Annotated in this window: 22 protein-coding genes; 10 read left to right on the top strand and 12 right to left on the bottom strand. The window is 63.1% G+C overall.

What is annotated here, in order from left to right; translation table 11 throughout:
- Positions 1–10 precede the first annotated feature (10 nt).
- Positions 11–1,189, bottom strand: coding sequence for a biotin synthase BioB (gene bioB / locus ACZYGA_RS05300; RefSeq protein ID WP_279874204.1), 1,179 nt, complete (start codon positions 1,187–1,189; stop codon positions 11–13).
- Between the two features lie 328 nt (positions 1,190–1,517).
- On the opposite strand from bioB, the gene ACZYGA_RS05295 reads away from it, so the two are divergent.
- The 6 genes from ACZYGA_RS05295 (at position 1,518) to ACZYGA_RS05270 (ending at position 6,617) form a co-directional block, all read left to right on the top strand.
- Positions 1,518–2,135: a ComF family protein gene (locus ACZYGA_RS05295; protein ID WP_479398529.1), complete on the top strand. Its 618-nt coding sequence runs from the start codon at positions 1,518–1,520 to the stop codon at positions 2,133–2,135.
- 215 nt (positions 2,136–2,350) lie between these two features.
- A complete protein-coding gene (locus ACZYGA_RS05290) occupies positions 2,351–3,334 on the top strand; it encodes a serine/threonine protein kinase (RefSeq protein ID WP_373996117.1) in 984 nt (327 codons plus the stop codon).
- A gap of 269 nt (positions 3,335–3,603) precedes the next feature.
- Positions 3,604–4,155: a GTP cyclohydrolase I FolE gene (gene folE, locus ACZYGA_RS05285; RefSeq protein WP_077371842.1), complete on the top strand. Its 552-nt coding sequence runs from the start codon at positions 3,604–3,606 to the stop codon at positions 4,153–4,155.
- Positions 4,156–4,241: 86 nt separating this feature from the next.
- Positions 4,242–4,667 carry a dihydroneopterin triphosphate 2'-epimerase gene (gene folX / locus ACZYGA_RS05280; protein WP_077371844.1) on the top strand — a complete coding sequence of 142 codons (426 nt, stop codon included), beginning with the start codon at positions 4,242–4,244 and terminating at the stop codon, positions 4,665–4,667.
- Between the two features lie 35 nt (positions 4,668–4,702).
- The gene (locus ACZYGA_RS05275) at positions 4,703–5,068 is read left to right on the top strand and encodes a hypothetical protein (protein WP_279874199.1); all 366 of its coding nucleotides are present in this window, start codon (positions 4,703–4,705) and stop codon (positions 5,066–5,068) included.
- Between the two features lie 91 nt (positions 5,069–5,159).
- Positions 5,160–6,617 (top strand): NAD-dependent succinate-semialdehyde dehydrogenase, encoded by a 1,458-nt coding sequence (locus tag ACZYGA_RS05270; RefSeq protein ID WP_084209170.1) that lies wholly within the window; start codon positions 5,160–5,162, stop codon positions 6,615–6,617.
- A gap of 571 nt (positions 6,618–7,188) precedes the next feature.
- On the opposite strand, the gene glsB is transcribed toward ACZYGA_RS05270, so the two are convergent.
- Positions 7,189–8,187, bottom strand: a complete 999-nt coding sequence (gene glsB, locus ACZYGA_RS05265; RefSeq protein ID WP_254696424.1) for a glutaminase B — start codon at positions 8,185–8,187, stop codon at positions 7,189–7,191.
- A 211-nt stretch (positions 8,188–8,398) separates the two neighbouring features.
- Here glsB and ACZYGA_RS05260 point away from each other — a divergent pair, with 211 nt between their 5' ends.
- Together ACZYGA_RS05260 and ACZYGA_RS05255 are read left to right on the top strand one after the other, a co-directional pair.
- Positions 8,399–8,638, top strand: a complete 240-nt coding sequence (locus tag ACZYGA_RS05260) for a DUF2061 domain-containing protein (RefSeq protein ID WP_077371853.1) — start codon at positions 8,399–8,401, stop codon at positions 8,636–8,638.
- A gap of 62 nt (positions 8,639–8,700) precedes the next feature.
- Positions 8,701–9,792, top strand: coding sequence for an amidohydrolase family protein (locus tag ACZYGA_RS05255; protein WP_479398528.1), 1,092 nt, complete (start codon positions 8,701–8,703; stop codon positions 9,790–9,792).
- Positions 9,793–9,902: 110 nt separating this feature from the next.
- On the opposite strand, the gene purH is transcribed toward ACZYGA_RS05255, so the two are convergent.
- The 8 genes from purH to dsbD all read right to left on the bottom strand — a co-directional run bounded on the left by purH (position 9,903) and on the right by dsbD (position 18,886).
- Positions 9,903–11,480: a bifunctional phosphoribosylaminoimidazolecarboxamide formyltransferase/IMP cyclohydrolase gene (gene purH, locus ACZYGA_RS05250; protein WP_479398527.1), complete on the bottom strand. Its 1,578-nt coding sequence runs from the start codon at positions 11,478–11,480 to the stop codon at positions 9,903–9,905.
- A gap of 62 nt (positions 11,481–11,542) precedes the next feature.
- A complete protein-coding gene (fis, locus tag ACZYGA_RS05245; RefSeq protein ID WP_043331993.1) occupies positions 11,543–11,839 on the bottom strand; it encodes a DNA-binding transcriptional regulator Fis in 297 nt (98 codons plus the stop codon).
- On the bottom strand, positions 11,836–12,870 hold the full coding sequence (gene dusB, locus ACZYGA_RS05240; RefSeq protein ID WP_077373125.1) for a tRNA dihydrouridine synthase DusB: 1,035 nt from the start codon (positions 12,868–12,870) through the stop codon (positions 11,836–11,838). Before dusB ends, fis begins: the two co-directional genes overlap by 4 nt.
- 168 nt (positions 12,871–13,038) lie before the next feature.
- Positions 13,039–13,953, bottom strand: coding sequence for a 50S ribosomal protein L11 methyltransferase (prmA, locus tag ACZYGA_RS05235; protein ID WP_077371862.1), 915 nt, complete (start codon positions 13,951–13,953; stop codon positions 13,039–13,041).
- A gap of 183 nt (positions 13,954–14,136) precedes the next feature.
- Positions 14,137–15,477: an acetyl-CoA carboxylase biotin carboxylase subunit gene (accC, locus tag ACZYGA_RS05230; protein ID WP_077371866.1), complete on the bottom strand. Its 1,341-nt coding sequence runs from the start codon at positions 15,475–15,477 to the stop codon at positions 14,137–14,139.
- Positions 15,478–15,496: 19 nt separating this feature from the next.
- Positions 15,497–15,967 carry an acetyl-CoA carboxylase biotin carboxyl carrier protein gene (accB, locus tag ACZYGA_RS05225; RefSeq protein ID WP_077371869.1) on the bottom strand — a complete coding sequence of 157 codons (471 nt, stop codon included), beginning with the start codon at positions 15,965–15,967 and terminating at the stop codon, positions 15,497–15,499.
- A 166-nt stretch (positions 15,968–16,133) separates the two neighbouring features.
- Positions 16,134–16,571: a type II 3-dehydroquinate dehydratase gene (gene aroQ / locus ACZYGA_RS05220; protein WP_077371872.1), complete on the bottom strand. Its 438-nt coding sequence runs from the start codon at positions 16,569–16,571 to the stop codon at positions 16,134–16,136.
- Positions 16,572–16,855: 284 nt separating this feature from the next.
- Positions 16,856–18,886, bottom strand: coding sequence for a protein-disulfide reductase DsbD (gene dsbD / locus ACZYGA_RS05215; RefSeq protein ID WP_479398526.1), 2,031 nt, complete (start codon positions 18,884–18,886; stop codon positions 16,856–16,858).
- Between the two features lie 354 nt (positions 18,887–19,240).
- On the opposite strand from dsbD, the gene ACZYGA_RS05210 reads away from it, so the two are divergent.
- A complete protein-coding gene (locus ACZYGA_RS05210; RefSeq protein WP_077371875.1) occupies positions 19,241–20,344 on the top strand; it encodes a DUF2333 family protein in 1,104 nt (367 codons plus the stop codon).
- Positions 20,345–20,511: 167 nt separating this feature from the next.
- Here the strand turns inward: ACZYGA_RS05210 and ppa are convergent, their stop codons facing one another.
- The gene (gene ppa / locus ACZYGA_RS05205; RefSeq protein WP_043331979.1) at positions 20,512–21,042 is read right to left on the bottom strand and encodes an inorganic diphosphatase; all 531 of its coding nucleotides are present in this window, start codon (positions 21,040–21,042) and stop codon (positions 20,512–20,514) included.
- A gap of 329 nt (positions 21,043–21,371) precedes the next feature.
- Here ppa and ACZYGA_RS05200 point away from each other — a divergent pair, with 329 nt between their 5' ends.
- Positions 21,372–23,099: a bifunctional protein-serine/threonine kinase/phosphatase gene (locus tag ACZYGA_RS05200; RefSeq protein WP_077371878.1), complete on the top strand. Its 1,728-nt coding sequence runs from the start codon at positions 21,372–21,374 to the stop codon at positions 23,097–23,099.
- A gap of 149 nt (positions 23,100–23,248) precedes the next feature.
- On the opposite strand, the gene ACZYGA_RS05195 is transcribed toward ACZYGA_RS05200, so the two are convergent.
- Complete coding sequence (locus ACZYGA_RS05195) at positions 23,249–24,511, bottom strand: 6-phosphofructokinase (protein WP_077371881.1); 1,263 nt, start codon at positions 24,509–24,511, stop codon at positions 23,249–23,251.
- Between the last annotated feature and the right edge of the window lie 37 nt (positions 24,512–24,548).

Raw genomic sequence — 24,548 nt, 5'->3', positions numbered from 1 at the left:
CCACGTGGGATCAGACCACCAGACCGCAGGGCTTGCGTTCACGGACGTGGCCTTCATCGCTGGCGGGCGTCGCCTCGCGGGTGGCATCGTAGAACAGGCTGCCTTCGACGTTGGCGCGCGCCTGTTCTTCCATGGCCGCCTTGAGCGCCGCTTCCCGCACATCGTCACTGGCGACTTCCTGGCGGGTTTCCGGGTGCAGGCCAAGGCGCTCGAACAGCTCGCGGTCACGGTTGGCCTGCGGATTGCCGGTGGTCAGCAGACGCTCGCCATAGAAGATGGAGTTGGCACCGGCGAGGAAGGCCAGCGCCTGGGTGGAATCGTCCATCTGCTCGCGACCGGCGGACAGGCGCACGTGGCTCTTCGGCATCATGATGCGCGCCACGGCGATGGCACGGATGAACTCGATGGGGTCGAGATCCTCGACATTTTCCAGCGGTGTGCCCGCCACCTTGACCAGCATGTTGATCGGCACCGATTCCGGCTGTGGTTGCAGATTGGCCAGCTGGCGCAGCAGGCCGGCACGATCCGTGGTGGTTTCCCCCATGCCGAGAATGCCGCCGGAGCATACCTTCATGCCGGCTTCGCGCACGCTGGCCAGGGTGTCCAGGCGCTCGCTGTAGCTGCGCGTGGTGATGATCTCGCCGTAGTACTCCGGTGAGGTGTCCAGATTGTGGTTGTAGTAGTCGAGGCCGGCATCCGCGAGCTTTCTGGCCTGATCGGTATCGACCATTCCCAGCGTCATGCAGGTTTCCAGTCCGAGTGATTTCACCTGACGCACCATCTCGGTGACCACCTCGAGATCGCGCTCCCGCGGGCTCTTCCAGGCGGCGCCCATGCAGAAACGGCTGGCACCGGCATCCTTGGCGGCGCGGGCCTGTTCGACCACCTTCTGGATCTCCATCAGCTTTTCCTTGCCCAGGCCAGTGTTGTAGTGGCCTGACTGCGGGCAGTACTTGCAGTCCTCCGGGCAGGCGCCGGTCTTGATCGACAGCAGGGTCGAGACCTGGACGGCATTCGGATCGAAGTGCTGGCGGTGGACCTGCTGGGCCCGGAACAGCAGGTCATTGAAGGGCAGGGCGAACAACGCTTCGATTTCCTCGACGCGCCAGTCGTGACGTACCTCGCCATCTGCGTTGGTCCGTTCGTCGTGCGAGGTTTGCGTGGTCACGCTCGGGGCTTCTACGGTCATGGGAGTGAGATCCTTCTTCAGGCAGGCAGTGAGACGCGTCAGGTGGCAGTCAGCGCCGGACGATCGCCAGTGTCTTCGGGTCAGGCGCACGCCGCCATCCAGTCCCGCGAGCAACGGCTGTCGGTCAGTCAACGCGATTCATGAATGAGGGTTGACTGAAATGATAGAGTTTTCGCGAGTGCTGTCAACGCTAGAAGGTCTGCTGGTTGACAGGAGGCGTGTGTCACGCCCCTGTGCCTTCTGCCTGCAGCAGCAACGAGGGCATGCGCATGGCAGGCGCCCGAGGGGTCGCCATGGCGACTGGTGCGAGGCCTGTGAAGAGCGGATCGTGCGCAATCGTCATGCCTGCCCGTGCTGTGCCGAGCCGGTGGCCTCCGAGGCATTGAGTCAGGTGGCCTGTGCACGGTGTCTGCGGACGCCACCGGCCTATCAGCACGTATACGCTCCATTGCGCTATGAGGGGCTGATCGCGGGTCTCTTCCAGCGTTACAAGGACCAGCATCAGAGGCGTGCCGGGCTCCTGCTGCGTCAATTGATGACGCGAGAGCTGGCCCCGTTCTGCCGGGAGTGGCTGGCAGCACGTCCCGAGGCATGGGTCATCCTGGTGCCGGGGGATTCGCGACGGCGACGAACGCGGGGGCATGAGGTGCTGGTGGAGCTGACGCGTGGTCTGCGGGTGCGTGAACGACAACGCGGTGACGTGGTGCGGATTCGCTCGGGACATGCGGCCGATGAGGATCAGCGTCTGCGGGGGCGGCGCGGACGTCTGAAGGCGCAACGCGGACGTTATGACATCAGCGCTCCTCTGCCGGAAAGCGTGCTGTTGATCGATGATGTCATGACCAGTGGCGCGACCCTCGACAGCCTGGCGCAGGCCTGTCAGCGGGCGGGGGCTCGAGAGGTCGTCGCCTGTGTGCTGGCGCGTACGCCGCCTGGTTCGTCATGATGCTATTGGTCTATGGCCTGCGGGACTGGCGGTGTGAGGGTCTAATCTCATAGCATGCAAGGTCCGGCAGCCGTTTGCTGGTCCATGCCCGAGGAATTGCCATGCCTATTGATCCTGTTACACCTGCTGATTCGCAATCATCCGGCACCTCGCGCGAGCTTGATGAGCGCGCCAACGGCAACACCTGGGAGGCTGCGTCATCCCGGGAAGGCGAACTGGACAAGCGTTCACATCCCTTTGATGCGCTTGCGCCGGATCGTGTCGTGGCCGCCGTCGAGTCGCTTGGTTTCTGGTTGCCCGGCGAGCCCTTCGCGCTCAACAGTTATGAGAATCGGGTCTATCACCTGGCCGATGATGACCGGCGGCGCTGGGTCGCCAAGTTCTATCGTCCGGATCGCTGGAGCCGCGCCCAGATCCTCGAGGAACACGCCTTTCTGGCCGAGCTGGAAGCCGAGGGCGTTCCCGGTGCGCCCGCCTGGGCGGATGCCAGGGGGGAGACCCTGCATCATCACGAAGGCTTCGACTTCGCGCTGTTTCCCCATGTGGTCGGGCGGGCTCCCGAACTCGAATCTCCCGAGCACCTCTACCATCTGGGAGAGCTGATCGGTCGCGTGCACGCCGTCGGACGTCAAGGCCTCTTCCAGGAGCGTGAAACGCTCACGCCACTGCGCATCCTCGACGAGAGTCGTGACAGCGTGCTGGCCTCCGACTGGCTGAGTGAGCGTCAGAGTGAAAGCTATCAGCGTGTCATCGAGGCGTTGCGCCCCCTGGTGGCGGAGCAGAGCTGGCCGCAGAGTGGCTTGCTGCGTGCGCATGGTGACTGCCATATCGGCAACATGCTGGGGCGGGATGACAGCTTCGCGCTGGTGGATTTCGATGATTGTCTCAATGCGCCTGCCATTCAGGATCTGTGGATGCTGTTGACGGGAGAGAGTGACCCCGAGCTCCACATGCAGTTGTCCGAGGTGCTGGAAGGATATGAGCAGCACTGCGACTTCAATCGCGGGGAGCTGAAGTGGATCGAGACACTGCGTACGCTGCGCATGGTGCGTCACAGTGCCTGGGTGGTACGGCGCTGGACGGATCCCGCCTTCCCGCAGGCCTTCTCGCATGTCGCGAGCCTGGGGTACTGGGATGACCACATCCGCAGTCTTGAGCAGCAGCGAGTCGTGCTTGATGCTCCTCGCTGGCTGGCGTGAGCCGCCCGCGCCGGAGACCTGTGGGCCATTCTTGAGTCCCATGACCCGACGCCCTCGACGCCTTGCGTTGAGGGCGTCGTCGTTGCGGCCTTGCGGGAAAGACGTGATCAGGCCTGCGTTGGAGGCAGGCCTGAGGTAGAATCTGCGCTGACATTGAACACTAACTTGTACAAGATCAATTCAACGTTAAGATATTGTATAAGTTATGTGCTTTACCCCTGCTATGCGTGCGCTCATGCGCGCCCCTGACCGATACCATAGGCAGACGGATGACCGAAGAGATTGCCAACCATTACCGCCAGATCATCACTGCATTGGGTGAGGATCCGCAGCGCGAGGGCCTGCAGGACACGCCCATGCGTGCTGCCAAGGCCATGCAGTTCCTGACCCATGGCTATCATCAGTCGCTGGAGGAGATCGTCAACGGCGCCGTCTTCACCTCGGACACCGACGAGATGGTACTGGTCAAGGACATCGAGCTTTACTCGATGTGCGAGCATCACATGCTGCCGTTCATCGGCAAGTGCCATATCGCCTATCTGCCGGCGGGCAAGGTGCTGGGGCTGTCCAAGTTCGCGCGCATCACCGACATGTACTCGCGCCGCATGCAGATCCAGGAAAACCTCACCAAGCAGATCGCTGAGGCGGTCCAGCAGGTGACCGGCGCACGGGGTGTGGCGGTGGTGGTCGAGGCGCGCCACATGTGCATGATGATGCGTGGCGTGGAAAAGCAGAATTCCAGCATGAAGACCTCCGTGATGCTGGGGGCCTTCCGCGAGAATCAGCCGACCCGTCAGGAATTCCTGACCCTGATCAGCTGATCCGATAGCCACGACGCCGCCTCTCGAGGCGGCGTCGTCGTCTGTGAGTCGTTTGTCTGACATCTCTTGTTCAGGAGTCCCCGTCGATGCCGATGCATGCCTTGCACGATGAACATCTCGATCATGATCTTGCCACCATTCGCATCAAGAACCTGCGTCTGCGCACCTATATCGGGATCAACGATGACGAGATCCAGAATCGTCAGGATGTCGTGATCAATGTGGTGATCCGCTACCGCGCCGCGCGTGCGGTTCAGTTCAACCACATCAGCGAAGCCCTCAACTATCGCACCATCACCAAGCAGCTGATCGCGCATGTCGAGGATGGGCGTTTCGCATTGCTCGAGCGCATGACGCGGGAAGTGCTGGATATCGTGATGCAGCATGAGCAGGTGCTGACGGCTCAGGTCGAGATCGACAAGCCGCATGCGCTGCGCTTCTCCGATTCGGTGTCCATCACCCTGTCGGACAGCCGGGAAGACCATATCCAGACGGCAAGTGTCGGACGCTAGACAGTCAGGAGAGACGGGATGTCAGGAGGGGCAGCATGATCGGAGAGATCACTCGGTTCGATGATGCCACCCAGGAGGGTGTCATCACGGATGACAGGGGCGCCGAGTACGTGTTCGATCTTGTCGGTTGGCGCGGCCGCGGTCTCCCGGGGCCGGGACTGGCGGTGGATTTCGAGGTGCGTGACGGGCGTGCGAGCCAGGTGTTCAATGCGCGGGTCAAGCAGCAGAAGGCGCGGCGTGTCGTGTCGATGCCGCCGGAGCGCGAGCTCGGTGAGGTACCGCCGTCGTCTGTCGGGGCCGGCAAGCAGCCATCCGGCCGACGCGAGTGGCCTATGGGGCGTGTGATCACGGGGCTGGCCATGGCAGGGCTGGTGCTGGCAGGGTTGTGGTTCTGGCACTGAACCCGCATCTAGGTTCTATTAGGCTAGTCTTGAATAGTCTCGGCTAGCGCTCAACGCCGCCTCGATCCACCTGCATGCTTCTGGAGTCTTCATGGAACATCTCAACGATACCAGTCTCTTTCGCCCCTTTGCCTATATTGATGGTGGTTGGGTCGCCGCGGATTCCGGTGAGCAGATAGAGGTCGACAATCCGGCCACCGGCGAGATCATCGGCCGAGTGCCTCGTCTGGGCTATGCGGAAACCGAGCGTGCCATCGAGGCGGCCCAGAATGCCTTCGCTGACTGGAAGGAAACCCCCGCGCTGGAACGTGCCGACATCCTGATGAAGTGGTACGCCCTGATGCAGGAGCACAAGGATGACCTGGCGCAGATCATGACCCTGGAGCAGGGCAAGCCACTCGCCGAATCCGCCGGTGAGATCCAGTATGCCGCCAGCTTCCTGCGCTGGTTCGCCGAGGAAGGGCAGCGAGTCTACGGTGACACCATTCCGGCAGCCAAGCGTGATCAGCGCATCATGGTGCTCAAGCAACCCGTCGGTGTCGTGGGGGCGATCACGCCGTGGAACTTCCCGTCATCGATGATCACCCGCAAGGCGGGTGCCGCATTGGCGGCGGGCTGCCCCATCGTGGTCAAGCCGGCCAGTCAGACTCCCTTCTCGGCGCTGGCGCTGGCGGTGCTGGCGGAGCGCGCTGGTGTGCCGCGTGGTGTCTTCAACGTGGTGCCGGGCTCTGCCAGGGATATCGCCAAGGCGATGACCGATTCGCGTCTCGTGCGCAAGGTCACCTTCACCGGCTCCACCGAAGTTGGCCGCGGACTGATGGCCAATGCCTCACAGCATATCCAGAAGATCTCGCTCGAGCTTGGCGGCAATGCGCCCTTCCTGGTGTTCGAAGACGCCGATCTCGATGCGGCGGTGGAAGGCGCGATGGCAGCCAAGTTCCGCAATGCCGGCCAGACCTGCGTCTGCACCAACCGTTTCCTGGTGCAGTCCAGCGTGGTCAATGCCTTCAGCGAGAAGCTGGCAGCGGCGATGAATGCCGAGTTGACCGTGGGCAACGGCATGGAAGAGGGCGTCAAGGTCGGCCCACTGATTGATGGTGACGCCGTCGAGAAGGTCACGGATCACGTGCAGGATGCGCTCGACAAGGGGGCCGAGCTGCTGCTGGGCGGCCATCCGCATCCGCTGGGTGGCAGTTTCTTCACCCCGACGTTGATCTCGCAGGTGACGCCGGAGATGAAGGTGGCCCGTGAGGAAACCTTCGGGCCGCTGGCAGCCATCTTCCCCTTCGAGAGCGAGGAAGAGGCCATCGAGATGGCCAACGATACCGAGTTCGGGTTGGCCAGCTATTTCTATAGCACGGATCTCAAGCGTGTCTGGCGCGTCTCGGAAGGTCTGGATTACGGCATGGTCGGTATCAACACCGGACTGATCTCCAACGCCGCCGCGCCCTTCGGCGGCACCAAGGCATCGGGGCTGGGCCGTGAGGGCTCCAAGTATGGCCTCGAGGAGTACATGGAAACCAAGTATCTGTGTCTCTCACTTGGCTGAGCCGTTCGTCATCGGGTCTGCGCCGTCGATCCCTGCATGAGCCTGCATCCTTGAACGTGGCATCGTCGATGGATGGCCAGCGCTCAAGGCAATGACCGGACATGACATCAGATGCCAAAAAGCCCGCCCGGGACACCGGGCGGGCTTTTTCATGTCATTCAGTCATTCGGCCTGTTGCCGCCAAGCGTGTCTGCAACCTATGGAATTTTCGCTGCTGCTGCGAGCGATCTTTCGCTGCTGATAAGAGAGCGGCATGCGCGAGAGGGGGCAATCTCGCGACAAGAGGCCCATGCGTCATTGGTCGTAGAGGTGAGGTGTCTTGGGCATTGATCGCGCTGCGCGTGTCAGACCAAAGCGGTATGCCGCTGTCTTTTACCGCGGATCAGGGACAAAGACAGGTGTGCTTTGTCGGCATTCTCTTACTTGTGGATATGCTTATTTACGCTACAGTCAAAGAGCGGGACCTGTGGTGATAGTCTTCAAGGATTGAAGACAGGGCGAGTGGCGTGGCGGACGCGACTTGCCCTTTTTTATGGCCGCTTCCCAGCTCAGTATTGTCAGCCCGCACTTCTCAGCCCAGCGGTGACAGCCCCATTCCCGCCACCAATCCTTCCAATGCATGCCGGCCGGCAATCGAGTTGCCATAGCCGTCCAGGCGCGGCGACCACACACAGATGCTCATCTGTCCCGGCAGGATGGCGATGATGCCGCCGCCGACACCACTCTTGCCCGGCAGGCCCACGCGCCAGGCGAAGTCTCCCGCCGCGTCATAGAGCCCACAGGTCAGCAATAGCGCATTGAGCTGACGTGTCTCCAAGGGCGAGACCACTTCCTTGCCATCCAGCGGATTGACGCCACGATTGGCCAGGAAGGCGAAGCTGCGGGCCAGCTCCACGCAGTTCATCGATACCGAACAGCTGTGGAAGTAGGTGTCCAGCAGGTCATCCACATCGGAGTGCACGTTGCCATAGGCCTGCATCAGGTAGGCGAGCGAGGCATTGCGTGCCTTGTGGTCCATCTCGGAGCGCGCCACCTTCTCGTCGAAGCCGATGTCGGGGCTGCCGGACAGGCGTCTGAGTTGTTCACGCAGCGTGTTCTGGATCGAGACGATGCGCGAGACCAGCAGGTCCGTGATCAGCAGTGCCCCGGCATTGATGAACGGGTTGCGTGGAATGCCGTTCTCGACCTCCAGCTGCATGATCGAATTGAACGCCTGGCCAGAGGGTTCACGTCCCACGCGTGACCAGATCTCGTCGCTTTCCAGACGCTGCATCGCCAGTACCAGTGCGTGGACCTTGGAGATCGACTGGATCGAGAAGCGCGTGTGTGCATCCCCGGCATACTGGACGCGGCCATCGACATGACAGACGGCAATCCCGAACTGATCCGGGTCCACCTGTGCCAGGGCCGGGATGTAATCCGCGACCTTGCCCTCGTTGAAGCAGCGGCTGGCATCATTGGACAGGCGTTCAAGCAGCGTCTGGAGGGCATCAGAGTCGAGTGGCGGCGTCATGGCGACCTTGAGGAGACAGAGTGGATGGGAATGCAATCGCATGGTACGGCTGCGCATTCTACCCAATCCTGTGGGCTGTGGCGCGTGGTGATCCGAGCGCTTGATAGCCAGCCCTTATCAGCGGGGTAGGGCAAAGTGATTTCAAGTTGCAGATGAGACTCACTATCATTCATTACATCGAGGCAACAACAGGTTGCCCACCAAGAGACACGCGACGCGCTGGGGTTCAGCGTCTCGCTGAGCACAGACCGCCCGGAGGGCAGCCAACATGATCAAGACATTGACCTTTGCCAGCATGCACTTCTCCATCGCCTTCGGTGTCACCTACCTGCTGACCGGTGACATCGTGGTCGGCGGTCTGGTCGCCATCGTCGAGCCTGCGGTCAACACCGTCGCCTTCTTCTTCCACGAGAAGGTCTGGAATCGTGTGACTGCCCGTCGTCAGCAGGCAGCTGAACAACAGGCCAGCCGCCCCTCCGGCATGAATGGTGCGGTATTGGCGAGCTGAGGACACTTGCGTCGGCAAGGGTGGGCACCGCAGAATCGAGCGATCTTTCCTCGGAGCCACCCATGCTGAAGCTTGCCTCTCGCCCCGTCCGTTCCTCTCGCCTGTCCTGTCTGCGCCAGCGTCCTCTCCTCCAGGGGGCGCTGGTGTTGCTGTTGGGGCTTGCCGGCAGCATGGCTGTCGCCGAGCCCGTGGCTGCCGATGAGACACGCGATTATCACTACAGCGACGCCCACCTGCACTTCGTCGACTTCTTCCAGCAGGGCGATGGCCTGGGGGCCTTGCTGGATGCCATGGATGAGGCGCAGGTGGATCATGCCCTGATCACGGGCATCGGTGTCGCCAAGAAATGGCAGCAGGACGCGCCCAAGAAGCCGCGTTACTACATGGGTGATGATGGGCCGGTCTACTGGTACTCCGGTACCGATTACATTCTGGCCGAGGCGTTGACTCGCGCTCCCGAGCCGGTCCAGGCGCGTTTCTCGCCGTTCATCACCGGCTTCAACCCCACTGATCTGAATGCTGCCGATGAGATTCGCCAGTTGATGGCGATCTATCCCGGCTTCTGGAAAGGCATCGGCGAGGTCTTCACGCGTCATGATGACCTGACGCGCCTGACCGAGGGCGAGACGCCACGAGCCAATCATCCCGCCTTGAGAAAGGTCTATGCGCTGGCGGCGGAGAAGGGCCTGCCGGTGATGGTGCATTCCAATGTCACCAGCAAGCGTGAGGGGCATGAGGGGCTGTATCTCGAGGAATTCGAGAGTGCGGTGCGCGACAATCCGGACACGACCTTCATCTGGGCACATGCGGGTACCAGTGCCGAGCTCAATCGTCGCCTGGGGCGCATGACATGGCTGTACGGCGAGATCGAGCGCATGCTGGAAACCTATCCCAACCTGAATATCGACCTGTCCTGGTCAGTGCTGGAGCCGTATCTGCTGGATGACAAGGGCCAGCCGCGCCCGCGCTGGGTCAAGCTGGTCGAGCGCTTCCCACAGCGCTTCGTGCTTGGCAGTGACGTGGTCGGGCGCTTCGGCTCGGTGGGCGATATCCTGGCAAGTTACACGCCATTCCTCGATGCCCTGTCGCCACAGACGGCGCACAATGTCGCCCGTGACAACTTCCTGCGCCTGGTCAGACTGCCTGTCGAATAGGGGCAGGCGTTGATGCCCCGGCATACGAAAAGCCCCCGTCAGCGATTCGCTGGCGGGGGCTTTTTCGTGAGCGTCAGAGAGGCTCACACATCATGTGTCAGAGCCGTCGATCAGTGACGGAAGTGACGCATGCCGGTGAAGACCATGGCGATGCCGGCTTCGTTGGCCGCATCGATGACTTCCTGATCACGCATGGAGCCACCCGGCTGGATGACGGCCGTGATACCGGCCGCCGCCGCGGCGTCGATGCCGTCACGGAACGGGAAGAAGGCATCGGAGGCCATCACGGAGCCCGGCACTTCCAGCCCTTCATCGGCGGCCTTTATGCCGGCGATCTTGGCCGAATAGACGCGGCTCATCTGACCGGCGCCCACACCGATGGTCTGGCCATCCTTGATGTAGACGATGGCGTTGGACTTGACGAACTTGGCCACTTTCCAGGCGAAGGTCAGGTCGTTGAGTTCCTGCTCGCTCGGCGCGCGCTCGGTGACGACCTTGAGTTCATCACGGCCGACCATGCCCTGATCGCGGTCCTGCACCAGCAGACCGCCGGTGACGCGCTTGAAGTCGTGACCGCCGGTACGCTCGGCCGCCCAGGCATCCGCGACGTCGAGCAGACGCACGTTGGCCTTGGTGGCGACGATGGCAGCGGCTTCGTCGCTGATTCCCGGGGCGATGATCACCTCGACGAACTGGCGCGAGACGATGGCCTGCGCGGTCTCGGCGTCCAGCGGCACGTTGAAGGCGATGATGCCGCCGAAGGCGCTGGTCGGGTCGGTCTGATAGGCGCGCTCGTAGGCGGCCAGGGCAGACTCGCCGATGGCGACGCCACACGGGTTGGCGTGCTTGACGATGACACAGGCGGTCTCGTCGAAGGCCTTGACGCACTCGAAGGCGGCATCGGTATCGGCGACGTTGTTGTAGGACAACGCCTTGCCCTGGACCTGCACGGCCGTGGCGACGCTGGCCTCGGTGGCACCGTCCTCGACGTAGAAGGCCGCTTGCTGATGCGGGTTCTCGCCGTAACGCATGTCCTGCTTCTTGCTCAGGCTGACGTTGTACTGACGCGGCAGACCTTCACTGCCACCCTCGACCCGCTGACCCAGCCAGTTGGCGATGGCGCCGTCGTAGGCGGCGGTGTGCTCGAAGGCTGCCACGGCCAGGTCGAAGCGCGCTTCGTCGCTGACGGCGTTGTCATTGGCATCCATCTCGGCGATCACGCGGTCGTAGTCGGCCGCGTTGACGACGATGGTGGTGTGCGCATGGTTCTTGGCGCAGGAACGCACCATGGTCGGGCCGCCGATATCGATGTTCTCGATGGCGTCTTCCAGCGAGCAATCCGGGTTGGCCACGGTGGCGGCGAACGGATACAGGTTGACGATGACCATGTCGATGGGGTCGATGCCGTGCTCGGCCATCACCGCATCATCCTGACCGCGTCGACCGAGAATACCGCCGTGGATCTTGGGATGCAGGGTCTTGACCCGGCCATCCATCATTTCCGGGAAGCCGGTGTGCTCGGAGACTTCGGTCACGGCCAGGCCGTTGTCCTTGAGCAGACGGAAGGTGCCGCCGGTAGACAGCAGGGCGACGCCACGGGCGTCGAGGGCACGGGCGAATTCGACGATGCCGGTCTTGTCGGAAACGCTCAGGAGGGCGCGACGGATGGCTTGGGGCTTGGCTTGCATGATGCTCCACTCGTGGATCAACAAAAAGACGCCGGGGCACCTGTGAGGATGCCCCGGCGGGGTCAGATCAGATCAAACTGCTTGAGCTTCTTGCGCAGCGTGCCTCGATTGAGGCCCAGCATATCGGCGGCGCGGGTCTGGTTGCCCTGGGCGTGGGCCATCACCGCTTCCAGCAGCGGCGCCTCGACCTCGGCCATCACCATGGCATGCAGGTCGGTGACCTGCTCGCCATCCAGGTGGGCGAAGTAGCGCGCCATGGAATGCTCGACGGCTTCGCGCAGGGTCTGATGGTGCCGAACGGGCGTCATCAGCGTGGCCTGGCTTGCGTCGTCAGGGGATAGAGGGTGCCTGCTGGTCATGCTGCGTGACTTCCTTGCGTCTCGGTGCGGGCGATGCCTTCCGGCTCGCCGAACAGGCGGGTCAGGAACTGGCGCTGTTCATCGGGCTCCTCGAGAGGATTGAAGCTGCGCTTCAACTCACTGCCATCCTCGCGGGTCGCCAGGTACCAGCCCACATGCTTGCGCGCGATGCGCACGCCCATGTAGTCACCGTAGAATTCATACAGGGCCTCGAGATGGGTGCGCATCACCTGGGCACGCTCCGCATCGCTCGGGCCGGAAGCTACCTGGCCAGTGGCCAGATAGTGATTGATCTCGCGGAAGATCCAGGGGTTGCCCTGGGCCGCACGGCCGACCATCACGGCATCGGCGCCCGTATAGTCAAGCACATGTCGCGCTTTCTCGCCGCTGTCGATATCGCCATTGGCGAAGACCGGGATCGAGACTGCCGCCTTCACCGCAGCGATGGTGTCGTATTCGGCCTCACCGGTATATTTCTGCTGACGGGTGCGACCATGCACGGAGAGCGCCTGGATGCCGGCACTCTCGGCCATGCGCGCGATGGTGATGGCGTTGCGTGTTTCCTCGCACCAGCCGGTGCGCATCTTCAGCGTGACCGGCACCTTCACGGCACGCACCACGGCCTCGAGAATCTCGCCGACCAGCCGCTCATCGCGCATCAGGGCAGACCCGGCGGCCTTGTTGCAGACCTTCTTGGCCGGGCAGCCCATGTTGATGTCGATGATCTCGGCGCCCATCTCGGCATTCAGCGCGGCGGCCTCGGCCAGCATCGCGGCATCGCCCCCGGCGATCTGCACGGCACGCGGGCCGGGTTCACCGGCATGATTCATGCGCGTGCGCGACTTGACGGTGTTCCACAGGCGCTTGTCACTGGTCACCATCTCCGAGACCACGAGCCCCGCGCCCAGCTCACGACATTGCTGTCGGAACGGGCGATCGGTGACGCCGGCCATCGGGGCCAGAATCACGCGATTGGGCAACTGGTGCACACCGATGCGCGGGAGCTCGGCGTGAAGGGATGTCTCGGTCATGGGGCTCGTGTCATGCAGTGGGGTGGCGCGCGATGCAGGCATCACGGGGGCGTCATGATACCTAGAGCGCCGCAGGGTTTGAAGGGCTATTTCATCCGTGGCGCGTTCCGGAGGTCTTCCTTTGCGCCGTGGATTCCCTGCGCTGCGGCACTCATGGTATCGCGTGGCTCAGCCCTCGAGCGGGCGCTGGCCGTTGAGGCGCACCCAGCCATCGCGCTCGGTGGGCTCTTCCATGATCAGGCCGGCCTCACGATAGGCCTCGAGCACGTCTCCCGCCTGGGGCGCGAGAATGCCGGAGAGCGCCAGGAGGCCACCCGGGGCCACACTGCCCGCGATCTGCGGGGCCAGCTCGACCAGCGGGCCGGCCAGGATGTTGGCGACCACGATTTGATAGCCCGCGTCCGGCAGGCGGTCCGGGTAGCACAGTGTCAGCCTGTCGCTGACCTCGTTGCGCTGGGCGTTGTCGCGGGAGGCCTGCAGGGCCTGAGGATCGATATCGGTTCCCATGGCATCCACCGCGCCGAGCTTGAGTGCGGCGATGGCCAGGATGCCGGAGCCGCAGCCGAAGTCCAGCACGCTGTGCCGGGCGAGCTTGCCCTCCACGGCCAGGCCATCGAGCCATTCCAGGCACAGGGCGGTGGTCGGGTGAGTGCCGGTGCCGAAGGCCAGACCCGGGTCGAGCATCAGGTTGACGGCGTCCTGTTCCGGCGCGTCATGCCAGCTGGGCACGATCCACAGCCGCTGGCCCATCTTGAGCGGCTCGAAGCCGTCCATCCACTCACGTGTCCAGTCGCGATCCTCGAGAATCTCGACCTCGATCTCCGGGCAGGGCTCATCGGGAATCAGCGCTGCCCAGCCGGCCTTGACCCGCTCGCGCATGGTCTCGATGCCTTCGGTGCCATCCCACAGGCCGGTAAGCACTGTCTCGCTCCACAGCGGCGTGCTGCCGAGGTCCGGCTCGAACAGTGGCTGATCCTCGGCGTCCTGCAGGGTGATGGCGCAGGCACCTTCTTCCATCAGCAGATGCTCGAGAATCTCGGCGTGGTCGGGGGCGATACGCGCCTTGAGTTGCAGCCAGGACATGGTGGCTCCTGTCGAATAGGTAGGGAGTGAAGAGAATAGACGAAGCGGCAGTGGGGCAGGGGCGCTCGGATGCCGGCATGACCCTGAGCGCACTCAAGGGCCCCTGCGCAAACGACAGAAGGGCGGCCGAGGCCACCCTTCTGTCATGTGTCGACCGATGCTGCCAGTCTCAAGCAGGGCAGATTACAGGCCCAGCTTCTTCTCCAGATAATGGATGTTGACGCCACCTTCCTGGAAGCCGGCATCACGCACCAGATCCTTCTGCAGGTCAGTGTTGGTCTTGATGCCTTCCACCAGCAGCTCGTCGAGGGCATTGCGCATGCGCGTCAATGCGATCTCGCGGCTCTCGCCCCAGGTGATCAGCTTGCCGATCAGGGAGTCGTAGTGCGGCGGCACGGTGTAGCCGGAGTACAGGTGCGAGTCCATGCGCACGCCCAGACCGCCCGGCGCGTGATAGAGCTCGACCTTGCCCGGAGACGGCATGAAGGTGCGCGAGTCCTCGGCATTGATGCGGCATTCGAAGGCGTGGCCACGCAGCTTGACGTCTTCCTGCTTGATGGAGAGCGGCAGGCCGGAGGCGATGCGCAGCTGCTCCTTGACGATGTCGACGCCCGTGACCATCTCGGTCACCGGGTGCTCGACCTGAACGCGGGTGTTCATCTCGATGAAGTAGAACCCGCCGTTCTCGTACAGGAATTCGAAGGTGCCGGCGCCACGATAGCCGATCTCGATGCAGGCATCGGTGCACGACTTGAGGACCTTGGCACGGGCTTCCTCATCCAGTTGCGGTGCCGGCGCTTCTTCCAGCACCTTCTGGTGACGACGCTGCAGGGAGCAATCGCGGTCATACAGGTGAATGGCGTTGCCCTGGCCATCGGCCAGCACCTGGACTTCGACGTGACGCGGGTTCTGGAGGAATTTCTCCATGTACACCGTGCCGTCGCCGAAGGCCGCGGCGGCTTCACCCTGGGTGATGCTCACCGAGGACAGCAGGCTGGCCTTGGAGTGCACCACGCGCATGCCGCGACCACCACCGCCAGCGGCGGCCTTGATGATCACCGGGTAGCCGATGCGCTCGGCGATGGCGAACATCTCGTCTTCATCCTGCGGCACCGGACCATCGGAGCCCGGTACGGTCGGGACGCCGGCCAGCTTCATCGCTTCGATGGCCGCGACCTTGTCACCCATCATGCGGATGGTGTCAGCGCGCGGGCCGATGAAGGCGAAGCCGGAGCGTTCGACCTGCTCGGCGAAGTTGGCGTTTTCCGACAGGAAGCCGTAGCCCGGATGGATGGCGTCGGCGTCCGTCACCTCGGCGGCTGCGATCAGCGCCGGGATGTGCAGATAGGATTTGGCAGAGGAGGCCGGGCCGATGCAGACAGCTTCGTCGGCCAGGCGGACGTGCATCAGATCGCGGTCGGCCTTGGAGTGCACCGCTACCGTCTTGATGCCCAGTTCCTTGCAGGCGCGAAGGATGCGAAGTGCAATCTCGCCGCGGTTGGCAATCAGTACCTTGTCGAGCATGGTGACGTGTCCGTTGGGATCAGGAAATGACGATCATGGGCTGGTCGAATTCAACCGGCTCGCCGTCTTCGATCAGAATGGCTTCCACCACACCATCCTTGTCGGCTTCGATCTGGTTCATCATCTTCATGGCTTCGACGATGCAGACGGTATCACCTTTCTTGACGCTCTGGCCGACTTCGATGAAGGCCTTGGAGCCCGGTGCCGGAGAGCGATAGAAGGAGCCGACCATCGGCGAATTGATGGTGTGGCCCTGCGGCGCTGCCGGAGCGGCGGCTGCCGGTGCCTCGACGCTGCCGGCTGCCGGTGCGGCCTGCTGCTGCATCGGTTGCTGCTGCATCATCATCGGGGCCTGCATCATCGGCTGCTGGGCGAAGCCCTGCGGATGGCGGCTGATGCGAACGGACTCTTCGCCTTCCTGGATCTCGATTTCGCTGATGTTGGACTCTTCGAGCAGCTCGATCAGCTTCTTGACCTTGCGGATATCCATGAAATTCATCCCGATATAAAGGTGGCTGGAAATGGGGTGTGCAACCGAGACGTCACTGGTTGCGGGTGACAGCGATATTGGCTGTCCCGACCGATGGGCCGGTCAATCCTTGTCTCAGGCAGCTATGAGGCCTGCCGTGCCTGAAGGCTGCGCCGGGACGTTCCTGCTAGGCAAGATCGGCCAGGGCGGCATCAAGCGCCATGTCGTAACTTCGAGCGCCAAACCCCATGATCACGCCGCGTGCCACATCGGAAAGATAGGAATGATGGCGGAACGCCTCGCGGGCATGGGTATTGGACAGGTGCAGCTCGATGAAGGGCAGTGCGACCCCCAGCAGGGCATCGCGCAGCGCTACGCTGGTATGGGTAAAGGCCGCGGGATTGATCAGGATGATGGCGGTGCCATCCTCACGGGCCGCATGCACGCGATCTACCAGCACATGCTCGGCATTCGATTGCAGCCAGTCCAGCTGGTGGCCAGCCTGGCTGGCCCGTGTCTCCAGACGCGAGCGGATATCTTCCAGGGTGGTCGTGCCGTACACCTCGGGCTCGCGGGTGCCCAGCAGATTGAGGTTGGGGCCGTTGAGTACCAGGATGCGCGCCATGAAAGTCCTCTTGTCAGCGGAAGCAAGTGCGTGACTCGCTGAGCTGTTAACCCTGGGTGAAAATGCAAAGATACCGTCACTATCCGCGACGTTTACCTATTGAGCCTAGACTGTTGTCGCAGTGACGCGGATTCTGCCGAAATTCTCGAACGCTGTCCAGTTTGGCACCGAACCGGATTTCCTGCCGCTTTTATCCTGATTGCCACGCCGACTCTCCCGCGCTGCCATCCCGTCAACATCGCGACGTCATCTGCCGGTGTCCGGCATGGCTGACTCCCGCCAGATCATGCACCCGCGGCAGTGCGATGGTGACGCAGTACCTCGTCGAGATGCTCGCCCAGCTGCTCGGCATCGACCTCTCCCTGAATCCGCGCTTCGGTCATTTCCTGTTGTCCTGCGAAGAACAGCAGGCTGGGCGGTCCGAAGAGGCCGAACGATGACAGCAGCTCACGGGTGGTGGCATCCGTCTGGGTGACATCGGCGCGAATCAGATGAAACTGTCGCAGCTGACTCGCGACGCGCGGAAAGACCTCGCGCTCCATCACCTTGCAGGAGATGCACCAGTCGGCGTAGTAATCGACGAAGACCGGCTGCCCGCGACGGTCAGCCAGTGCCAGCTCGCGCTTGAGGGCAGCCAAGTCGGTGACGGTGGTGAAGTCCAGCGTCTGCTCGGTTGCCTGTCCCGAGGCAGTTCCGCCTCCGGTGAAGGGGGCCAATGGGCGTAGCGGATCGCTTGCGCCGCCGGCCACGCCCAGCAGGCTGATCATCCCCCAGCCGAGTGCCAGCAGCCCCAGTGCCTGACGGGCGCGGGCCCAGCCGTGGTTTGAGGAGCTGATCGCGCCGAGCGCCACCCCGGTGCCGATGGCCAATGCCGCCCAGCCCAGCACCGTCAGCGAGGCCGGCAGCAAGCGCTCTACCAGCCACAGCGCCACGCCCAGCAGCAGAATGCCGAAGGCCTGCTTGATGCCTTCCATCCAGCCGCCGGCCCTGGGCAGGAGACTGGCGCCGAAGGTGCCGACCAGTACCAGCGGCACCCCCATGCCGAGCCCGAGCGCGAACAGCGCCAACCCGCCACTGGTGGCATCGCCACTGGCGGAGAGATAGACCAGCGCTCCGGCCAGAGGTGCCGACACGCAGGGCGATACCACGAGTACCGATAACGCGCCTGCCAGCGCCAATCCCCCCGGGCCGGCATTCATCAGGCGCCCCTGCAGCGTGTCGAGGCGCGAATGCAGGCGGCCGGGCAGGCGTAGATTGAAGGCGCCGAACATGGCCAGCGCGAACAGCACGAACAGGGCGGCAAAGGGAATCAGCACGACGGGAGATTGCAGTTGGGCCTGCAGGTTGAGGCCGGCGCCGAACAGACCCATCAGCGTGCCGGCCGCGGCGTAGGTGAACGCCATGCCCAGGGCGTAGCTTGACGACAGCAGCAAGGCGCGCGGGCGGCTGGGGCGCTGGCCGACGATGATCGAGCTGAGAATCGGGATCATCGGCAGCACGCAGGGCGTGAAGGTCAGCCCGAGGCCTGCCAGGAAGAACAGCCCGAGCAAGGTGACGAGGCCGGCATCCGTGAACAATGCTCGAAAGCTGCCATCCGTCCCCGGGATAGCGGTGGGCTCGCCGGCACGATGTGCGCCAGTGTCGTCGGCAGCGCCGTTCTCCAGGGCGGCAGCATCAGGCATCAGGTGGGCAAAGGCGTCGGGCGCACTCTGCTCACCGGCCTCGAGCGTGACGGTCTCGGGGGGATAGCAGAGGCCGGCGTCGGCACACCCCTGGAAGGTGATGGATATCGGTACCGGACCACTGATCGATGACGCCTCGTCCGGGGCATTCTGACGGTCTGCGGCTGTCAGAGGCAGGCGAATGACCAGTGGGTCATGGAAGACGTGCACGTCGCCCAGATAGGGGTCCTGCTTGAATTCGCCGGGGGGCAGGTCCGCGGCACCGAGCCGGAGGTCGTCACGGGAGGTCGCGAAGTCGAATTGATGGCGATAGAGGTAATAGCCCTCGGCACTGGTGAAGCCGACATAGAGGGTGTCGCCTTCACGCCATGCGCGGGGCGTGAAGGCCTCGTTGACCGGCAGGAAGTCGCTGCTGGATGCCTGTCTCGTGAACAGCCCGGTAGACGATTCGCTGCTGGAGGAGGCGGCCGGACTGCTGCCGAACAGCCCGGCATGGGCTGGCAGGGCGAAAGTGGTCAGGCTGAGGAGCAGCACAATGACCAGCAGCACCCCGGGGCGCATCGGTCGGGCGAGGGCGAGACTGGCGCGAATCTGGCGGGAGATCGCGTCATTTGCGGGAAACGGACGAAGCACGAAGGCATCCTTTTGCAGTGCCGGGAGAAGAAGCCGATCTTGCGAGTGCCTGTGCCCTCTGCGCGATCAGCTCGCTTGAGGTGTTCGTCACGGAAAGAGGGCCGGCAATGATGCCCACGATGATCACGGGTCGCGACTTGCACCAGGATGAATGCGCCACCATGTAGCGATGATCTCCCCCGGTTCTGACGTCGCGATGAGCGCGACTGGCACACGCAGGGACGCATGATAGGATAGGACGTACGTCATGAGTACCGGCGCTGGAGGCAACGCGGGTATCGACACCGGTTCACGGTCTTCTGACTCGTCTTTTTTCACACGGCTTTTTACAAGGCTTCATACAAGGAAGAACGCATGGCCCTATTCGGTAAAGGCAGCAAGCGTGGCGCGGGTCGCGACGTGCTGGAAACACCTCAGTATGGCTGGATCTGGAAACCACTGGTCGGGCTGTTCGTCATTTACCTGCTGGTCTGCGTTGGCCTTGGGATCTACTGGAGCAGCGAGCCGGACGAATTCAATGTCGACCAGGCCACGCGCACCGAACTGGCCCGCGTACATGGGCTGGCGGCACCCGTTGCCAGTGTCGATGGCGAGCAGCCGGCACCGGCCTTCGAGGTCCTGCCGACGGGCACGGCGACCGTCGCGACCCTGATGAAACTCAACGATACCCTGCTGCACAAGCCCGGCGGCTATCTGAAGAATGACGTGGCACCCCCGGGGCTGTGGCTGGACAACATGCCCAACTGGGAATATGGCGTGCTGGTGCAGGTGCGCGACATGACGCGCGAGCTGCGCAAGGAATTCAGTCGTTCACAGTCCCAGTCCAGTGATGACAAGGCGTTGGGCAAGGCGGAATCGCTGCTGTTCATCGACGCCAATGCCTGGATGCTGCCGGAAGCCGAGCATGAATATGCCGATGCCAACCGCCAGCTGGGGGACTACCTCAAGCGTCTGAGCGATGACACCCAGAACAACGGCCAGTTCTATGCGCGCGCCGACAATCTGGTGGCCTGGCTGTCGGATGTCGAGAATCGTCTCGGTTCCCTGTCACAGCGACTGTCCGCGAGCGTCGGCAAGTCTCAGCTCAATCTGAGTCTGGCCGGTGACAAGAACGCGACCTCGGCCAAGAGCACCCAGACGGAAGAAGAGATCAAGACGCCGTGGCTCGAGATCGACGATGTCTTCTATCAGGCGCGCGGCACCTCCTGGGCGTTGATCCATCTGCTCAAGGCGGTTCGTCATGACTTCCAGGGCGTTCTGGAAGACAAGAATGCCCTGACCTCCATCGACCAGATCATCCGTGAGCTGGAGTCGACCCAGACCGATATCGGCAGCCCGGTGATCCTCAACGGTTCCGGCTTCGGCTTCTTCGCCAATCACTCGCTGGTCATGGCCAACTACATCGCACGTGCCAATTCCGCGATCAGTGACCTGCGCAGCCTGCTCGAGAAGGGCTGAAGTCTGACGCGAGGCTGGCGGACCCTGACGGAGGTCATGTCCGCCAGCCTCGTCAGCCTGAGCTGGATCGGGCTGAGCCCAGAAAACGAAAAGCCCCCGTCAATGACGGGGGCTTTTTCATGAGCGGTCAGCAAATGAGGGTCAGTTGGCGACCGTCACGGGAAGGATCAGTCCTTCTGGTAGGCAGCCGCTGCCTTCTCGATCGCGGCACGCGCGGCATCAGCGCCGTCCCAGGAATCGATCTTGACCCACTTGCCCTTCTCGAGATCCTTGTAGTTCTCGAAGAAGTGCGCGATCTGCTGACGCAGCAGTTCCGGCAGATCAGTGACTTCCTGGACGTCGTCGTACAGGGAGGTCAGCTTCTGGTGCGGTACGCAGACCAGCTTGGCGTCTTCGCCAGCTTCGTCGCTCATGTTGAGCACGCCGACCGGACGCGCACGGATGACGCTGCCCGGCGCGACCGGATACGGAGTCACGACCAGCGCGTCGAGGGCATCGCCATCGTCAGCCAGGGTGTTCGGGATGTAACCGTAGTTGGCCGGGTAGAACATCGGAGTGGCCATGAAACGATCCACCATGAGTGCATCGATGTCCTTGTCGATCTCGTACTTGATCGGCGCGTGATTGGCCGGAATCTCGATCGCTACGTAGACGTCGTTCGGCAATTCCTTGCCAGCGGGGATCTTGTCGAAACTCATTGTCGAGTCCTTGGGTTTGCGGGTTGAAGGCCTGCGGGTCAAAATTCCGCTGAATTATACGAACTGGCAGACCGTTTTGCCATTATGCCACGCTCGATCGCCTTGCGTTGCACCAACGAGTGGTGGCACTGCAGGCTGACTCGGGTAACACTTGGCAGCGCGCGAGCCCATGTGGAGGCCATCCCTCGATACTCTGGCCGATGGTGTGCCCGTTGTTCAAGGATCGCCGCGCGACTCGCGGTGCCGTGCAGACACTGTGACGAGGCCTGTCGTGGCCGGCATGCACCAGCAGGGTCGTCACCGCAGGACAGACATGCAAGGAGACCGCCTTGGCGGATGCAGAGCTTTCACTCAGTTATGGTCAGGCCTTCGTGGCACCGGACCGCAAGCGCCACCGCAGCTCGATGTCGCTGGAAATTCCTGTCGAGCGTGGCCCGCTGGCGACCAAGGGCGGCTGTGCGTTGATCGCGGATACCACCAGCAAGAACGCCATCGCCAAGCAGGCGGGCGATCTGGCCGTGCGTGGCTTTCTGGCCGACTACTTCGCCACGCCCGACAACTGGAGCGTCAAGTATTCCGCGACTCGTGTGCTGCGAGCGCTGAACAGCTGGTGCTACAGCCAGAGTCGCTTTGTGCGTGGCGGCAGTTACGTCACCTCGATTTCCGCGGTCATCTTCCGTGGCCAGTCGGCGCATCTGTTCCATGCCGGCGATACCGTGGTGTTCCGTCTGCGTGGTGGCGAGTTCGAACAGATCTCGCGTGATCATGTCACGGACCTGGGCGGTTATCGCTATCCCTCACGGGCTCTGGGCATGGATGTCAGTCTCGACATCGATTACATCGAATTGCCGCTCAAGCAGGGCGACATCTTCCTGCTGACCACCCAGGCGGTGCGCGGCACCTTGCTGCCCTCGGACTTCGTGTCACTGATTCGTGATGATGTCTCGGATCTGGACGCCGCCAGCGAGCGTCTCGCGCATGCCGCGGCGGACCGTGCCGACGAACGTGGCTATACCGCGGATCAGTTCTGCTTCCAGCTGGTGCGTATCGATCGCCTGGCCAGTGCCAGCGAGGACACGCCGGGGCGCATCTATGGGGATCTGCCGGTGCCGCGCGAGCTGGAGCCGGGGGATCGCATCGATGGGCTGGAAGTGCTGGAGGTGATGTCACGCAGTGCGCGGGTGCGCGTCTACAAGGTCCGGGATCTCAAGAGCCGGCGCGTGATGGTGATGAAGGCGCCGAGTCCGGAGCTCTCGCTCAAGAACGCCTATCTCGAGCACTTCCTGCTCCAGCAGTGGGTGGTGGATCGCGTCAACTCGCCCTTCGTCGTCAAGGTGGTGGAACCCTCGCGCCCGCGGGATCACCTCTACTATCTGCTCGAGCATCTGGAGGCGCAGACGCTGACCGACTGGGCGCGCCAGCATCCCCAGGCCAATCTCGAGCAGCGCCTGGATATCGCCCGCCAGCTGGGCAAGGCGGTCCACGCACTCAATCGGCGTGAAGTGCTGCATCAGTTGATCCACCCCGACAACGTGATGATCGACCGTCACGGCAAGGTAGTGCTGGTGGACTTCGGGGCCTGTCATCTGCGCGAAGGGGATGGGCACGAGAGTGCCGGTCCCCTGGTGCGCCAGGTCGGGCTGACCGAGCACAGTGCGCCGGAATATGCGCTGGGGGCCGAGGTCAGTCGCCGCAGCGATCAGTACGGGCTGGCGTCGGTGATCTACTGGCTGCTGACCGGCATGCAGCCCTACGCTCAGTCGATGGATCAGCTGCGCACCCAGACGGACCTCGAGCTGCTGGAGTATCAGCCGGCACGCATGCGCAACCCGCAGGTTCCCCAGATGCTGGACGATGCCCTGAGGCGTGCGCTGGACCCCCAGCGCACCTTGCGCTTCCGACGTCTGTCGGAGCTGCTCTATGCACTGCGCCTGCCACAGCAGGACCCCGGCAAGGCCATCACGCCATCCGAGGCCATGCGCGAACCAGCCAATTTCTGGCAGGGCGTCGCCGGCATCCTGCTGTTGCTGCTGGTGCTGTCCTGGTTGCTCAAATAGCCCTGCGTGTGTCGGTGGCGTGCGGTTGTCGAGAGCAGCCTCGCGTCATGAACGAGAAAGCCCCGCACAGTGATCTGTGCGGGGCTTTCTCATGGGTGCCGCAACGGCGTTGGCACAGCGCTGCTCGGGAAAACGGGCAGCGCGATCGATCAGATCGAGAACGGCGTGAGCTTCTTCTCGACCTTGGCCAGCGTGAGGCGGGCGACCGCCGGCAGACCATTGACGAAGGGCGGGAAGTCCTCGCCCTGGATCAGCGGTGACAGGTACTGGCGGCAGGCGTCAGTGATGTAGAAGCCGTCTTCGCTGATGAACTCCAGCGGCATGAACTTCTCATGGTTGGCGATCTGCTCCAGCGGCGCCTCGATGATGTCCCAGGCGTAGTCAGCGCCATCGCCGAGGCGACGGATCGCCGGCATCACGGCGTTCTTGCCGGCCAGGGCCATTTCCACGGCAGCACGACCCGTGGCGTACGCCTGCTCGACGTCGGTCTTCGAGGCGATGTGGCGTGCCGCGCGCTGCAGATAATCGGCCACGGCCCAGTGATACTTGTAGCCGAGGTCCTGCTTGACCATGCCGGCCAGCGTCGGCGCCACGCCGCCCAGCTGACGGTGGCCGAAGGCATCGGTGTTGCCGGCATCGGCCAGGAAGGTGCCGTCTTCATAGCGGGCACCTTCGGAGACCACCACCACGCAGTAGCCGTGGTCCTTGACGCACTGGTCGACACGCGCCATGAAGTCCTTGCGGTGGAAGGCGACTTCCGGGAAGACCACGATGTGCGGCGGCTGGGTGGCATCTTCGCCAGCCAGGGCACCGGCGGCGGCGATCCAGCCAGCGTGACGTCCCATGACCTCAAGGATGAACACCTTGGTGGAAGTGGCGCACATGGAGGCGATGTCGAGGCCGGCCTCGCGGGTGGAGGTGGCGATGTACTTGGCCACGCTGCCGAAGCCCGGCGAGTTGTCGGTGATCGGCAGGTCGTTGTCCACGGTCTTGGGCACGTGGATGGCCTGGATCGGGTAGCCCATGGTCTCGGCCAGCTGGGAGACCTTCAGGCAGGTATCGGCGCTGTCGCCGCCACCGTTGTAGAAGAAGTAGCGGATATCGTGGGCCTTGAACACCTCGATCAGACGCTCGTACTGGGTACGGTGATCCTCGATGCTCTTGAGCTTGTATCGGCAGGAGCCGAAGGCACCGCCCGGGGTGTGGCGCAAGGCGGCGATGTTCTCGTCGCTTTCCTGGCTGACATCGATCAGATCTTCGGTCAGGGCGCCGATGATGCCGTTATGACCGGCGTAGAGCTTGCCGATCTGGTCGCCGTGTTCACGCACGGCTTCGATCACGCCACAGGCGCTGGCATTGATGACGGCGGTAACGCCACCGGACTGGGCGTAGAAGGCATTGTGCTGGGGCATGGGCTTCTCGTCTCTGCTTCCTTGTCATGGTCTTGAA

The sequence above is a fragment of the Cobetia sp. BL01 genome, assembly GCF_056493605.1.
Note: the sequence above shows the minus strand (reverse complement) of the source record. Positions and strands in the feature narration are given on the sequence as shown.